Raw genomic sequence first — 14,171 nt, 5'->3', positions numbered from 1 at the left:
GGTCCTTTGGTTACAGTGGGACGCAGCCGTCCGGGGTGACGACGACCATATATTCCCAGCGCACGCCGCCCCAGGCGGGGTCGTAGAGGCCGGGCTCCACGGTGACGACCATGCCGGGGACGAACGCGCCTTCCGCGTTGGGGCCGAGGCTGGGCCCTTCGTGGGTCTCAAGCCCGATGCCGTGGCCCAGGGAATGCGTGAACTGGTGCGCGCAGCCCGCGTCCTCGAAGACCCTGCGCGCGGCGTGATAGGCGCTGGCGATGGGCGCTCCGGGCCGCACGGCGGCCATGCCCGCCTTCTGCGCGGTCATGACCAGGCGCTTGGTTTCCTGGAAGCGTTCGCCGGGGTCGCGGCCCACCCAGAAGGTGCGGGTCTGGTCCGAACAGTAGGCGGCCAGGCGGCAGCCGATGTCCACAAGCACCAAGCCCTCGCGCGGAACCTTGGCCTCGCCGGGGATGGCGTGGGGCAGCGCGGCGTTCTGGTCCACGCCCACGATGGAGGGAAAGGAAAGCCCCTCGGCCCCGGCCTCGCGGAACATGCGTTCGATGATCCAGGCCACCTCGGCCTCGCTCATGCCGGGGGCCATGGCATCGGGCAGGGCGCGCATGATGCGGTGGTTCAGGCCGCAGGCCGCGCGCAGCAGCTCGATCTCGGCGGGCTCCTTCACGCGGCGCAGCTCCTCCACCAGGCCGCTTGCGGGCGCAAGCTCGAAATGCTCGCGCAAGGCGTCGTAGTCGAAAACAGTGACGGCCTTGGGGTCGTAGGCCAGGGCGCGCACGCCCCGGCCGTGCAGCACCTCGGCCATGGCCTTGTGCTTGCCCGCGCCGTAGATGAGGGTGTCCTCCTGGGGCCACAGACGCTTGGCCGCGTCGGTGAAGCGCGCATCGGTCATGAGCAGGTCGCGGCCGTCCTTCAGGATGGCCAGCCAGCCCACGGACTCGTTGCACTGGGAGTCGAAGAGCTCGAAGCCCGAAAGGTAGTAGCGGTTGGCGGCGTGGGTGACAAGCAGCGCGGGGATGTCCGCCTCGGCCATGCGGGCGCGCAGGCGCTCGCGCCGGGCGGCGAAAACGGCGGGATCGGTCAGTTCCACTGGTAGGTCTTCTCCGGTTCTTTGGTGATCATGCGCTCGGCCCACTCCACGCCCTGCATGACGCTGTGGTCCATGTTGCCCACCTCGTACTTCCAGCCGCCGAAGCGGCCGCGCGAGAAAATGGCCTGCCGCTCCAGCCAGGGATGCAGGACGCGCAGGGCCAGGTCGCGCTCAAGGCAGGGCACGGGGTAGCCATAGTCCACGGTGAGTTCGAAGCGGCTCTCCACCTCCGCATTCTTCGCCAGAAGCCCCACGCTGTCCAGCCCCTTTATGGTGCGGTCCATGAGCCCTGAGAGTTCCTCGGGCTTGTGCGCGGAAAAACTGGTCTCGCACATGAGGGCCGCGCGGCCGGGGTCGCTTTCCGGCACGTTGGCGGGCGAGTAGTTGTGGAAGTTGGTGGCGCGGTAGAAGGGGCAGTCGTCGTCCGGAAAGTACATCCAGCAGCGGTCGTCCGGGCCGCCCTGGAAGCGCGCCCGGCCCCGCGCGCCCACGCCCGCCACATACACCCCGTTGTGCTTGAGGCGCCCCGCCGCGTCCACCAAGGCGTCCGGCGCGCCGACCAACTGGTTCGCAACCAGCAGGTCCAGCGGAGCGGTATTGAGCAGCGCGCCATAGGAAATCTCGTCGCCAGCCGCTGTGGCGAGCGTCTTTTTGGCGGCGTCGATTTTCGCCGCGCCGCAGCCGTAGCGGATGTGCGCGGCCAGGGGCGCGGCCATGCGGCGGAACAGCTCGCCCGTGCCGCCGCGCGCCGGAAAGGCGAAGGTGTTGTTCGGCCCCCAGCCGTGCTCGTCCAGCTCCAGGATGATGTTCTTGAGCACGGATTCGAGCCCCACCACGCTTACGCGCTCGCCCACCCAGGTGCTGTTCATGCGCGCGGGGTCTATGGCCCAGACCTTGAAGTTGTAAGGCCAGAGGAACGTTTTGGCGATGCCCTCGCCAAAGACGCAGTGGATCCACTCGCGGAAGTTCTCCGGGGTCTTTTCCGGCCGGTTGCCGGGCAGCAAGCCGCGCACGCACTCCCACCGCGCCTCCTTGGGCAGGTGGCGGATGTTGTTCTGGAACGGGTAGGGCACCCAGGCCCCGCAAGAGCGCACCCAGGCCTTGCGCTGGTGGCGCAACTGCTCCTGGCCCAGCAACTCGTCCAGCAGACGGTCGAAGTACCCATAGTGGGAGAAGGTGACATGGCCGCCGATGTCCCAGGTGTAGCCCATTGCATCGGTGAAGCTGGCGGAAAGCCCGCCCGCGTAAGGGTTCTTCTCCAGCACCACGAAGGACTCGCAGCCCAGTTCCTTCAAGCGCCGCGCAGCGCCCAGGCCCGTTGGCCCGGCCCCGATGATGGCGTAGTCGACCCGCATCCGCGCTTCCTCCCTGGCTGGCCGCGCCGCTTGCGGCAGGTGTGGGCGGCAAGGGGCGTCGCGTCACCCACCTTTCTCCCCGCCGTCACACAACCGTCACATGGCGCAGCTATATGATGCCCGTACCGAACATGAACTTCAACCCAATTCGGAGGAATGCATGAAACGCTTTAGCCTCGCGCTCGCCGCCCTGCTCGTTCTGGGCCTGGCCGCCACCTCGATGGCCGCCGACATCGCCGTCAAGGGCTCCACCACTGTTCAGCCCATCATGCAGAAGGCCGTGGAAGCCTTCATGGCCCATAACAAGGGCATCGCGATCTCCATTTCCGCCTCCGGCTCCGGCGATGGCGCCAAGGCCCTCATCGACGGCAGCACCCCGCTGGCCATGCTGAGCCGCGAGATGAAGGCCTCCGAAATCAAGCTGGCCCAGGAGAAGGGCGTCAATCCCAAGCAGATCGTGGTGGCCTACGACTGCATCACCCCGGTGGTGAACAGCGCCAACGGCGTCAAGAACCTCACCATGGCCCAGCTGAAGGACATCTACACCGGCAAGGTGACCAACTGGAAGGAAGTGGGTGGCGCTGACATGGCCATCAGCGTGGTCTCCCGCGACTCGTCCTCCGGCACCTTCGAATTCTGGAACGAGCATGTGCTGAAAAAGGAGCGCGTGTACGCCCGCGCCCAGATGCAGGCCTCCAACGGCGCCGTGGCCCAGGTCGTGGGCAAGCAGAAGGGCGCCATCGGCTACGTGGGCCTTGCCTACGCGCACGCCCCCGGCCTCAAGGCCCTCACCGTGGAAAGCGTGGCCGGCAGCGTGGAGAACACCCTGAACGGCACCTACCCGGTTTCCCGCGGCCTGTACCTGTACACCAACGGCGAGCCCAGCGGCGACGTGGCCAAGCTCGTGAACTTCATTCTCTCCGACGCCGGCCAGAAGATCGTGGCCAGCGTGGACTACGTGCCCGTCAAGGGCTCCGCCGCAAAGAAGGGCAAGAAGTAGCCCCCACACTCCCCAAAGCGCCAAGAACACCTTCCTTTGCGCCCCGTCCCCTTCGCCCGGCAAGCCTGGCGCGGGGGACGGGTTCCCGCAAGGGGCACATGAGGGGACACCATGCACCGCCGCACAAGAGAAACGCTCATCAAGCAGGCTTTCCTGGCCACGGCAGTCACTTCCCTGGCCGTGCTCGGCCTGATCATGGTCTTTCTGTTCATGGAGGGACTGCCCACCTTCGGCTTCGTCAACGTGAAGGCCTTTTTGACCGGGCTGGACTGGTACCCCACCGACGAGCTGCGGCCCGACTACGGCATTCTGCCGCTGGTGGCGGCCAGCGCCGCGGTGACGGCCCTCTCCTCCCTGGTGGCCATTCCCCTGGGCGTCATGAGCGCCGTGTACCTGGCCGAGATCGCCAGCCCCCGCGTGCGAGCCGTGGCCAAGCCGGTCATCGAGATGCTGGCCAGCCTGCCCTCGGTGGTCATCGGCTTCTTCGGCATGGTGGTCATGGCCCCGTTCCTTCAGGACTTCCTCGGCATCGACATCGGGCTCAACCTGTTCAACGCCGCGCTGATGCTGGCCTTCATGAGCGTGCCCACCATCGCCAGCGTGTCCGAGGACGCCATCTACGCCGTGCCGCGCGAACTGAAAGAGGCCAGCCTGGCCCTTGGGGCCACGCATCTGGAGACCCTGGCGCGCGTCACCATCCCGGCCGCGCTCTCGGGCATCGGCACGGCGGTGATCCTGGGCATGAGCCGGGCCATCGGCGAGACCATGGTGGTGCTCATGGTGGCGGGCGGCGCGGCCATCCTGCCGGACTCGCTCTTCGGCCCTGTGCGGCCCATGCCCGCCAGCATAGCGGCGGAGATGGCCGAGGCCCCCTTCCGCAGCCACCACTACCACGCGCTTTTCGCCATCGCCATGGTGCTGTTCCTCGTCACCCTGGCCTTCAACGTCCTGGCCGACTACATCTCCCACAAGCACCGGCAGGCCGGCAGCGCATCGCTGTAACCCAATGAAGGGAAAAGACATGACACAAGAGGCGGCCACCGCAATGCCTTCCCCGGTCATGGCACCGCAGCCCCTGGCCTTGAACGCCACCCGCAGCCGCGACGCGCGCCGCAGAGCCATGGAGTGGCTGGTGTTCATGCTTCTGCGCGGAGCCATTCTCGTCGTGGCCGCGGCCCTGGCCATCATCGTGGGCTTCTTGGTCAAAAACGGCATCTCGGCCATCAGCTGGGAGTTCTTGACCCAGCCCCCCAAGAACTACATGACCGAGGGCGGCGTGTGGCCGTGCATCGTGGGCACGCTGCTCCTGTCCCTGGGGGCCATGGCCGTGGCCCTGCCCCTGGGCGTGGCCAGCGCCATCTACCTGCACGAGTACGCCAGGCCCGGCACCCTCATGCGCATCATCCGCCTGGGGGTGAACAACCTGGCGGGCGTGCCCTCGGTGGTGTTCGGCCTGTTCGGGCTGGGGCTCTTCGTCACGGCCATGAAACTCGGGGTGTCGCTCATCGCGGGCTGGCTGACCCTTGGCGTGCTGTGCCTGCCTGTGGTCATCGGCACGGCGGAGGAAGCCCTGCGCAACGTGCCCAGCACCTATCGCGAGGCCAGCCTGGCCCTTGGGGGCACCAAATGGCAGACCATCTGGAAGGTGGTGCTGCCCTGCGCGCTTCCGGGCATCCTCACCGGGAGCATCCTGGGCGTGGGCCGCGCGGCCGGCGAGACCGCGGCCATCATGTTCACGGCGGCGGTGTTCTACACGCCAAAGATGCCCACAAGCATCTTCTCGGACGTCATGGCCCTGCCCTACCACATCTACGTGCTGGCCACCGCGGGAACGGAGATCGAACTCACGCGGCCCATCCAATACGGCACGGCCCTGGTGCTCATCGCCCTTGTGCTGGGCATGAACCTGGCGGCCATACTGCTGCGCGCCTGGTTGCAAAAGCGCCACGCGCACTAGGAATACGGCGCGCGCCGCAACGAAAAAGGGGGCTTTGCAGCCCCCTTTTTCGTTGGTCCTTGCAACCCGGCGGACCACTCTATTTCTTGATGCGCTTCTCCCAAAGCTTCATGTCCTTCATCTTCTTTCGGCGCTGGCGCTGCAGTTCCTTGCACACCAGCGGCGTCTTCCTGGGGTAGCCCCACTTCTCGCGGTACTCGTCCGGGGTGAGACCGAATTTGGCCAGATGCCGCTTGGTCAACACCTTGAACGTCTTTCCGGATTCGAGGCAGACGATGCTCTTTTCACGGATGGCCTTCTTGGGATCCGTGGAAGGGGCCGCCGGGGAATCCTCTTCGTCAACCGCCGCTTCCCCGATGGAGCGAATGCCGTTGCACAATGACCGGACCATGGAGAGAATTTCCTCCTCGGTCATGGTTCTCACCGTGGCTTGGGCCTTGACTATATCCAGCGCCTCTTTCAGAAAATCATCCATCGTGGTCTCCTCAATGGGGGGGTTCAATCATCGCGACGGCTGCTGCAGTCGTCTTGCAACTGGCAACAACGCTACACGGATGAAGTACAGAACTGCAGCCGGGAAGTAAAGACGCTGCGAAGGGAAATATACATAAAAATATACGTAGAAGCACCTTACCGAAACGCCGGGCGGCCACACCGCGCGCCCCCTTGCGCTTTGCCGTCAAGAGCTTATGTTGTGGAAGTGGCAAGGCCAGCTTCGTAACCGGGCAGGTTCCGAAGCGGACAATCGCGGCAAGGAGGCACGAAATGCGCACCCCGTTTGATCCGGAACTGCTGTACGTGGAATGCGCGAAGTGCGGCCAGCCGGTGCTTTGGAGTCCCGGAGACACCACCCGGATACTGGCCTGGGCGGGCATAGACGCGAGCACCCTGGACGAAAAGTGCATGATCGTGTCCGAGGGGTGTCCGGCCTGCCAGCCGGGACAAAAGAGCTTCAGCACCCAGGTGGTGCGGTTGCGCAAGTCGCCGGAACAAAAGGCCGCAAAAAGCGCGGCCCCGGCGAACTAGAGGACGGGCGCGGAGCCGGAGGCCATGCTGCGGCACTCCACCCGGTTTCTTCCTGTCGCCTTGGCAGCGTACAGCGCCTCGTCGGCACGGCCCAGCAAGGCCTCAAGGATCGCGACGGCCCCCTGCGCATGGACCGTGGCGGGAGGCTCCAGGCTGGCCGCGCCGATGCTCACCGTGAACCGCAGCGTCTCCCCGTTCACCGGCACCTCCAGCCGCTCCACGGCCTGGCGGATGCGCTCGGCAAGCTCCACGGCCTGGCGGGCACCGGCGTTGGGGGCCAGCACGGCGAACTCCTCCCCGCCATACCGCGCGAACAGATCGCTCTGCCGCAACAGGCCGCGCAGAAGCCCGGCAAAGGCCGCGAGCACAGCGTCTCCGGCGGCGTGGCCATGGGCGTCGTTCACCAGCTTGAAATGGTCCAGGTCCAGCATAAGCACACTCGTCGGCCGCCCGCCCCGCAGGGAGGCGTCCAGCAGGCGCGGACCTTCGCTGAACAGGCGCTTGCGGTTGCCCACCCCGGTGAGGGCGTCTGTCAAGGACGCCTCGCGCAGGGCATCCAGGGCGCTGCGCACGCGCGCCACCATAAGCCGATAGGCCTGGTCCAGACGCAGCACTTCCTCGGGCGCATCGGCCACGGGCAGGGGCGGGCACGCCACCTCGAAGTTCCCCTGCTCGATCTGCCGGGCGTGTTCCTCCAACTGCTTGAGCGGAGCGTCCAAGCTGCGCGCCAGGCGCAGAAGCGCCGGGCCGAAAACCAGAAACACCAGCGCCGCTCCCGCAAGCGGAACGGCCAGCACACCGGCATGGACGCGGATGACGTCGGTCTCCAGGCGTTCGGCCGCCAGAAGCCACCTGCCGTCGAGACACCACAAATATGTTCCCACCACGCGTTCGCCCTGGGCGTTCCGGTACACGCCACTGGACGGCTCCCGCGCCGTGGCGCGGTCCAGCAGCACATCGCCGGGTTTGAGCCCGCCGTCTGCGTCAAGCGGAGCCAGGAGTTCGCCCGAGGCCCGCAGCAAAACGGCATTGCCGGAGGTTTCGTCCTGCACGGTGCGCATTAGTGTGGACAGGGCCTCTGTGCTCACCCCGCCCATGATCAGCCCCCGGAAACGGCCTTGCCCATCGCGCACGGGGCTGGAGACGATGAACTCACGCTTGCCGGTCAGTCGGCTGGTGATCACGTCCGAAACGAATTCACGGCCGTCCCGAGCGGCCTTGAAATAGTCGCGGTCCGAAACGTCCACGCCCGACGGCCCTTTCGGGTCGCCGCGGGTGCGCCCGTCCTGATCCACATAGACGATGATATTGAAGGCCGGGCTCTCATCCAGCACCGTCCGGAACATCGCGCGCAACCGGGGCTCGGGCAGGGTGAGGATGCGTGGGTCCGAAGCCAGCAGGCCGATGTCCGCGGAGCGCTCCAGCGTCCAGTGCTCAACGAATTGCTGCTGCAGCCGCAGGATCGCCGTCAAATCGTCCAAGGCCTCGCGCTGCAGGGCGCGGCTGGAGTGGACGGTGAAAAACCCGATGCCCGCAGCCACAGGCAGCAGCAACATGGCCCAAAGCATGGCGCGCAGCCTGCGAACAAGACTGTAGGATCGTGGAGAGGCCATCATGGTACGCACCGTAGCGCCCGGTCCACAAAAACGCAAGTGAAGGGCGGCGGTTGTGCGCCGACGCTATCCGCCGATGGAGGACATGGCCGTGTGCGACACGCCCTGGCCCGAGCGCCGCGCGGCCAACAGGTCCGCCCCAACGGGCTTGTTGCGCAGGGCCAGCCGCAGAATGCGCTCCACGGCGGGCAGACCGAGCTTGGGATGGCGCAAGGCCGGGCGCAGACGGTACACCTTGTCGCTGAACAGGCAGGTGCGCAGCACGCCGCCGCTGGTGATGCGCAGACGGTTGCAACTGGCGCAAAAGTGGTTGGACAGGGGGGTGATGAGTCCCAGTCGCCCCTTGCCGCCCTCGATGGCATACATCTGGGCGGGTCCGGCGTCTCCTGCGTCGCGGGGCAGAAGGGTGATCCGGGCCAGGGCCTGGGCTTCGGCCAGAATGTCCGAGGCGCGCCACACCTGTTCCGCGTGCCACTCGCTTCCGCCCATGGGCATGTACTCGATGAAGCGCACGTCCACCGGCAGTTCCCTGGCCAGGGCCAGGAAGCCGGGCAGTTCCTGGTCGTTGACCCCGCGCATGGCCACGGCGTTGATCTTCACCCCCAGCCCCGCCTCCAGGCAGGCGTCAATGGCGCGGCGCACCGCATGGTACAGGTCGCGCCCGGTGACGCGCGCGAAGGTGGCGGGGTCCAGGGTGTCCAGCGAAATGTTCACGCGGTCCACCCCGGCTGCGGCCAATCGCGGGGCGAAGGGCGCCAGCATGGTGCCGTTGGTGGTGATGCGCAGGCGCAGGTCCGGATAGCGCGTGCGCGCGCGCTCCAGAAACTCCATAAAATCCTTGCGGGCGAACGGTTCGCCCCCGGTCAGGCGCACCTTGCCGATGCCCAGGCCCCGCGCCAGCCCCATAAGGTCCAGCATCTCCTCGTAGCGCAGCACGTCGAAGTGCGAAAGCCGGTTGCTCATCTGGTTGTCGCAGTAGACACAACGCAAATTGCAGCGGTCGGTCACCGAGAGCCGCAGGTAGCTCACGCTGCGGCCGTGGGCATCCGCCAATGGCAGGCCGGAAAGCGTGTTCACGACGTGCCCTTCTTTCCGGCGCGGCGTTCCGCATCGGCCCGTTCCACCTTGGCGGCGGCCTTTTCCACCGAGGCGAGGAACCCGGCGCGCTCGTCCTTCAGGCGTTGGGCCAGCGCGGGGTCCGAAAGCGCCAAGATCTGCGCGGCAAGCCAAGCGGCGTTCTTCGCCCCGGCCTTGTCCAGGGCCAGGGTGCCCACGGGAAAGCCCGGCGGCATCTGCACCGTGGCCAAAAGCGCGTCCATGCCGCCCAGGGGCGAGGCGGCCAGCGGCACGCCCAACACGGGCCTGGTGGTGCGCGCGGCAACGGCTCCGGCCAGGTGCGCGGCCATGCCCGCCGCGCAGATGAACACCTGGCAGCCCCCGGCCTCCAGCTCGGAGACCAGGGCCTCGGTGCGCTCCGGCGTGCGGTGCGCGCTCGTCACGGTAAACAGGTAGGAAACGCCCAGGCTGTCCAGAATCTCGGCGCAGGGCTTCATCAAGTCCTCGTCCGAGGCGCTGCCCATGAACACGGCCACCTTGGTCATGCTAGACTCCTTTCGCCCTGCTGCGGGCAATGCCCTTGTCGCCGATGTCGCGGCGGAAGAACGCCCCCTCGAACCCGACCTTGCCCACGGCCTCGTAGGCGCGCGCCTTGGCCTCGGCCAGGGTGTCGCCCAGGGCCGTGACGCCCAGCACCCGCCCGCCGCTGGTGACGATCCCGCCGTCTTTCACGGCCGTGCCCGCCTGAAATACCTTCACGCCCGGCAGGGCGTCGGCCTCGGCCAGCCCATGGATCGCCATGCCCTTGGGATAGCTTCCGGGGTAGCCCGGCGCGGCCACCACCACGCAAAGGGCGGTCTGCTGCCGCACGCGCACCATGTCCGGGGCCAGGCGGCCCTCGGCGCAGGCCAGCATGATCTGGAGCAGATCCCCGTCCAGGCGCATGAGCAGCGGCTGGCATTCGGGATCGCCGAAGCGCACGTTATACTCCAGCACCATGGGGCCGTCCTTGGTGAACATGAGCCCGGCGTACAGCACGCCCTTGAACGGGTGCCCCAACTCCGCCATGCGCCGCAGGATGGGGCGGATGCACAGTTCGGCGGTCTCGGCGTATTTGTCCTGGGGCAGGACGGGGGCCGGGCTGTACGCGCCCATGCCGCCGGTGTTGGGGCCGGTGTCGCCCTCCCAGGCGGCCTTGTGGTCCTGGGCAGAGGGCAGCAAGGCGAACTGTTCGCCGTCGCAAAAGGCCAAGAAGCTGGCCTCCTCGCCCTGGAGCGCGTCCTCCACCACCACGGCGGCCCCGGCCTCGCCAAAGCTCTTTTTGACCATCATGTCGTCGAGGGCCTCAAGGGCCTCGTCCACGGTTCTGGCCACCACCACGCCCTTGCCCGCGGCCAGGCCGTCGGCCTTGACCACAAGCGGCGCGCCATGGGCCCGGACATAGGCCCTCGCCTCCCCGACATCGGCAAACACCCCGAAGGGGGCCGTGGGCACCCCGGCCTCGCGCATGACGGTCTTGGCGAAGGCCTTGCTGCCTTCAAGCCGGGCGGCGAAAGCGTCCGGCCCGAAGCAGGGAATGCCCGCGGCGGCGCAGGCATCGGCGATGCCCGCCACCAGCGGGGCCTCCGGCCCGGCCACCACAAGCCCCACGCCTTCGGCCTTGGCCAGGGCCATAAGCCCCTGAATGTCCGAATCCTTCACGGCCACGTTGCGGGCCACCTGCGCGGTGCCCCCGTTGCCCGGCGCGGCGATGACCGCATCGACGCCGGGATTGTATGAAAGCTTCCAGCACAGGGCGTGTTCCCTGCCTCCGGAACCGATGACAAGCACCTTCATGCGTTCGCTCCACTTTGCGGTTTCGTGCCCCTGGATAGAGAAAACGCCCGGCTTTGGCAAGGCGGGGCATCTGATCCACGCGCGCGCGTCAAGAGGTTTGAAACACGGAATTCGGCAAATGCGCTCTTGCGCAACTTTCGCTTTCGAGTAATAGCGTATCGTAAAACCCATGATTGAAAAACCCTCACGGGGAGGATTCGCCATGAACCCAAGCGCCAAGACCACGAAAACACCCGCCAAGGCCGACGCCAGAAAGGTCGGCGCAGCCGGGAAAACGGCCGCGACGCCTGCCGTGAAGCCGACGGCCAGGCCGCCTGCCGTGAAGCCCCAGGCCAAGCCTCCAGCCAAACCGATGGCCAAGTCGGCGGCCACGTCACCGGCAAAGCCACAGGCAAAGGCCCCTGCCAAGGAGGCCCCCGCCAAGGCGCGCCGGAACAGCCGCGAGGCCATGCTGGCCCGCGTGGAGCAGGTGCGCATGAAGCAGCGCGAGGAAGGCAATTTCGACTGCTTCGGCCGTGCGGAACAGGGATTTTGCGACCAGGGCGAGTGCGCCTACCACGCGGAATGCCTGAGCGTCTCGCGGCTGCTGCACAGCCTGTAGCCGTTCGGATTCGCCGCGCTTCACCGCCAGGGTTGTGCGCCTTCGGACACGCCGGGCGTGGCCTTGGCGCGCGCCCGGGGCCCGGCGCTCCCCACGCGGCGGCTCTTTCCCTGCCGTGGAGAATGCTGTAGAGTCCCGCCCCAGGTGCCCCATGACCACTGACGCTCCAGCGTTGCTCCGGCGGCTGCGCCGCTACGCCTTCACCGTGCCCTGGAACCTGCTGTTGCTCACGGCGGGGTCTCTCATGGTGGCCTTCGCCATCAAGTGCGTGGCCGCGCCCCACGGCCTGCTTGCGGGCGGGGTGTCGGGCCTGGCGCTGCTGGGCTTCTACGTCATGCCCGCGCTGGACACCGGGGCCTGGTATTTCCTGCTCAACGTGCCCATCATGGCGCTCGGCTGGTTCCTGGTCAGCCGCCGCTTCGTGCTCTACAGCCTGTACGGCATGGCCGCCACCAGCGTCTTCATAGAGCGCCTGACCTACGTGCTGCCCGTCTCCGACCCGTGGCTGGCGGTCATCGCCTGCGGCGTGGCCCTGGGCGCGGGCATCGGCGTGGCGCTGCGCTCCATGGGCTCCACCGGCGGCGCGGACATTTTGGCCGTGGCCGTGCGCGAACGCCTGGGGATGCCCATCGGCCGCTTCGAGTTCCTGTTCAACGTCTGCGTGTTCGCCCTGGGCTTCGCCACCCTGAAGCTGGAAGCCGTGCTCTACTCCGTGGCCATGAACTTCCTGGCCGGCTGGGTCACCGACGCCTGCCTGAACATGTTCAGCGAGCGGCGCATGGCCCTGGTCATCACCACCCGGCCGGACGCCCTGGTCCAGGCCGTGCTGCACCGGCTGGGACGCGGGGCCACGATATTGCCGGCCCGCGGCGGCTGGAGCGGCGAGGACCGGCCCGTGGTGCTCATCATGCTGAACAACCTGGAAATGAAGCGCCTGGAAGAGCTGGTGTACGAGATCGATCCCGGCGCGTTCCTGATCATGGGATCCGGGTTCAACGTGACCGGCCAAGGCTTTTCCGGCAGGAAGGAGTACTGATGCGGCCCATCGCCCTGCTTTCCGACTTCGGCCTCTCCGACCCCTACGCGGGCCAGTTGCGCGCCGCCCTGGCCAGGCACGCCCCCGGCGCGGCCATACTGGACATCACCCACCAGGTGGAGCCCTTCGCCGTGGACCAGGCGGCCTTCTTTCTGGCGGCCAGCGCCCCCCACTACCCCCCCGACGCGGTGTTCGTCTGCGTGGTGGACCCCGGCGTGGGCTCCACCCGGCGCATTGTGGGCGCGCATGTGCAGACGCCGGAGGGCGGCCAGGACTTCCTGGCCCCGGACAACGGCCTGCTGGGACTGCTGCTCTTCACGCCGGGACTGGCCCCGGCCCGCGTGTTCGACCTGTCCGGCGCGTCTGCCCAATACGCGGCCTCGGCCACCTTCCACGGCCGCGACGTGTTCGCCCCGCTGGCGGCGCGGCTGGCGCTCGGCGAAAGCCTGGCCCAAATGGGCGAGCCCATGGACCGCGCGGACATCGAGCGACCGGACTGGGCCGATACCTCCTGCGGACCCTGCGGCGTGGACGCGCGCGTGCTGCACGTGGACCGGTACGGCAACTGCCTGCTCTCCCTGCGCGCGGGCTTCGAGGCCCCAGGCCCCGTGTCCTGGCTGCGCATGTCCTGGGGGCAGCGCCGCGGCGTGCGCCCCGTGAACGCCTACGCCGACATCGGCCCCGGCGAAATCGGCCTGCTCTCCGGCAGCCAGGGATTTCTGGAACTGGCGGCCAACCAGGCCCCCGCGGCGGAGGCGCTCGGCCTGCGCCGGGGCGACTCCGTGCGCCTGCTGTGGGGCTGACGCCCGTGGCGGCACACGCTCCGGCCCGCTTTCTGGCCGCCCTGGCCTTTCTGTCGCGCCTGGCCCCGGCCCGCGTCGTCCCAGAGGCCGACATGCGCCGCCTCATGTTCCACCTGCCCCTGTGCGGCCTGGTCATCGGCCTGGCCGCCTGCGCCCCGGCCATGCTCTCGGCCTCCTTTGGCCTGTTCGCCGCAAGCCCGCTCATCCCGGCCTGGCTCTGCGTGCTGCTCGCCGCGTGGCTCACGCGGGGGCTGCACCTGGACGGTTTGGCCGACATCATGGACGCCGCCGGGCAGCACCTGGACCCGGAGCGCTTCTGGACCATCATCAAGGACAGCCGCAGCGGAGCCTTCGGCGTCATGGCCGTGGCTCTGGCCACTCTTGGGCAGGCCGCCCTGCTGGCCGAGGCGCTGCGCACGGCCAAGGGACTGGATTTGCTGGCCCTGCCCTGGTGCCTGGTCTTCGGCCGGTCCTGCGCCGTGCTGCTGGGCCGTGCGGGGCGCGGACTGGCCCGCCCCGGCCTGGGCGGATTGTTCCTCTCCGGCGCCACCAACGGCGCGGCGGCCTGGGCCCTTGTTCTGGCCCTGGGGCCCGCCCTGGCCTTCTGGCCGCTTGCAACGGTCCTGGCCGCCGGGATGGCCCTGGCCGCGCTATGCGCACTGCTGCGCCTGGCTCGCGCCGTGGGCGGCCTGAACGGCGACTTCCTGGGCGCGGCCATCGTGCTGGGAGAAACCGCCGCCGCCGCCGGGCTGGCCCTGGCCGCGCAGTTTCCCTTGCCCCATCCCTGACCGCCTCCGG

General features: G+C 68.0%; 15 protein-coding genes. 8 read left to right on the top strand and 7 right to left on the bottom strand.

The genetic code is table 11. The features are described from left to right. Positions 1-10 precede the first annotated feature (10 nt). On the bottom strand, positions 11-1,090 hold the full coding sequence (locus CHB73_RS08180; RefSeq protein WP_235641556.1) for a M24 family metallopeptidase: 1,080 nt from the start codon (positions 1,088-1,090) through the stop codon (positions 11-13). After that, the gene (locus CHB73_RS08175; RefSeq protein WP_089273963.1) at positions 1,081-2,445 is read right to left on the bottom strand and encodes a protoporphyrinogen/coproporphyrinogen oxidase; all 1,365 of its coding nucleotides are present in this window, start codon (positions 2,443-2,445) and stop codon (positions 1,081-1,083) included. The genes CHB73_RS08180 and CHB73_RS08175 overlap by 10 nt, the downstream gene beginning before the upstream one ends. A gap of 160 nt (positions 2,446-2,605) precedes the next feature. Between CHB73_RS08175 and CHB73_RS08170 the strand changes: the two genes are divergently transcribed. From CHB73_RS08170 to pstA, 3 genes are all read left to right on the top strand, one after another. Continuing rightward, the gene (locus tag CHB73_RS08170; protein WP_089273961.1) at positions 2,606-3,445 is read left to right on the top strand and encodes a PstS family phosphate ABC transporter substrate-binding protein; all 840 of its coding nucleotides are present in this window, start codon (positions 2,606-2,608) and stop codon (positions 3,443-3,445) included. A 111-nt stretch (positions 3,446-3,556) separates the two neighbouring features. Then, positions 3,557-4,447: a phosphate ABC transporter permease subunit PstC gene (gene pstC, locus CHB73_RS08165; protein WP_089273958.1), complete on the top strand. Its 891-nt coding sequence runs from the start codon at positions 3,557-3,559 to the stop codon at positions 4,445-4,447. Between the two features lie 118 nt (positions 4,448-4,565). Continuing rightward, positions 4,566-5,402, top strand: coding sequence for a phosphate ABC transporter permease PstA (gene pstA / locus CHB73_RS08160; protein WP_407656608.1), 837 nt, complete (start codon positions 4,566-4,568; stop codon positions 5,400-5,402). Positions 5,403-5,481: 79 nt separating this feature from the next. Here the strand turns inward: pstA and CHB73_RS08155 are convergent, their stop codons facing one another. Beyond that, positions 5,482-5,877: a MucR family transcriptional regulator gene (locus CHB73_RS08155; RefSeq protein WP_089273956.1), complete on the bottom strand. Its 396-nt coding sequence runs from the start codon at positions 5,875-5,877 to the stop codon at positions 5,482-5,484. Between the two features lie 290 nt (positions 5,878-6,167). Between CHB73_RS08155 and CHB73_RS08150 the strand changes: the two genes are divergently transcribed. Beyond that, positions 6,168-6,428 (top strand): hypothetical protein, encoded by a 261-nt coding sequence (locus CHB73_RS08150; RefSeq protein ID WP_089273954.1) that lies wholly within the window; start codon positions 6,168-6,170, stop codon positions 6,426-6,428. Here the strand turns inward: CHB73_RS08150 and CHB73_RS08145 are convergent. The 4 genes from CHB73_RS08145 to purD form a co-directional block, all read right to left on the bottom strand. Beyond that, on the bottom strand, positions 6,425-8,044 hold the full coding sequence (locus CHB73_RS08145; protein ID WP_089273952.1) for a sensor domain-containing diguanylate cyclase: 1,620 nt from the start codon (positions 8,042-8,044) through the stop codon (positions 6,425-6,427). The genes CHB73_RS08150 and CHB73_RS08145 overlap by 4 nt on opposite strands. 63 nt (positions 8,045-8,107) lie before the next feature. Beyond that, positions 8,108-9,118 (bottom strand): GTP 3',8-cyclase MoaA, encoded by a 1,011-nt coding sequence (moaA, locus tag CHB73_RS08140; RefSeq protein ID WP_235641555.1) that lies wholly within the window; start codon positions 9,116-9,118, stop codon positions 8,108-8,110. Then, positions 9,115-9,642: a 5-(carboxyamino)imidazole ribonucleotide mutase gene (purE, locus tag CHB73_RS08135; RefSeq protein ID WP_089273950.1), complete on the bottom strand. Its 528-nt coding sequence runs from the start codon at positions 9,640-9,642 to the stop codon at positions 9,115-9,117. The genes moaA and purE overlap by 4 nt, the downstream gene beginning before the upstream one ends. Position 9,643: 1 nt before the next feature. Then, on the bottom strand, positions 9,644-10,933 hold the full coding sequence (gene purD, locus CHB73_RS08130) for a phosphoribosylamine--glycine ligase (protein ID WP_089273948.1): 1,290 nt from the start codon (positions 10,931-10,933) through the stop codon (positions 9,644-9,646). A gap of 202 nt (positions 10,934-11,135) precedes the next feature. Here purD and CHB73_RS17235 point away from each other — a divergent pair, with 202 nt between their 5' ends. The 4 genes from CHB73_RS17235 to CHB73_RS08110 all read left to right on the top strand — a co-directional run bounded on the left by CHB73_RS17235 (position 11,136) and on the right by CHB73_RS08110 (position 14,161). After that, entirely contained in the window at positions 11,136-11,534 is a 399-nt protein-coding gene (locus tag CHB73_RS17235; RefSeq protein WP_089273946.1) for a hypothetical protein, read from the top strand. 151 nt (positions 11,535-11,685) lie between these two features. Further along, a complete protein-coding gene (locus CHB73_RS08120) occupies positions 11,686-12,570 on the top strand; it encodes a YitT family protein (RefSeq protein ID WP_089273944.1) in 885 nt (294 codons plus the stop codon). Further along, positions 12,570-13,373, top strand: coding sequence for an SAM hydrolase/SAM-dependent halogenase family protein (locus CHB73_RS08115; protein ID WP_089273942.1), 804 nt, complete (start codon positions 12,570-12,572; stop codon positions 13,371-13,373). The genes CHB73_RS08120 and CHB73_RS08115 overlap by 1 nt, the downstream gene beginning before the upstream one ends. Before the next feature lie 5 nt (positions 13,374-13,378). Next, entirely contained in the window at positions 13,379-14,161 is a 783-nt protein-coding gene (locus tag CHB73_RS08110) for an adenosylcobinamide-GDP ribazoletransferase (RefSeq protein WP_089274210.1), read from the top strand. Positions 14,162-14,171 lie beyond the last annotated feature (10 nt).

This window comes from Humidesulfovibrio mexicanus (assembly GCF_900188225.1).
Classification (GTDB): Bacteria; Desulfobacterota; Desulfovibrionia; order Desulfovibrionales; family Desulfovibrionaceae; genus Humidesulfovibrio; species Humidesulfovibrio mexicanus.
Note: the sequence above shows the minus strand (reverse complement) of the source record. Positions and strands in the feature narration are given on the sequence as shown.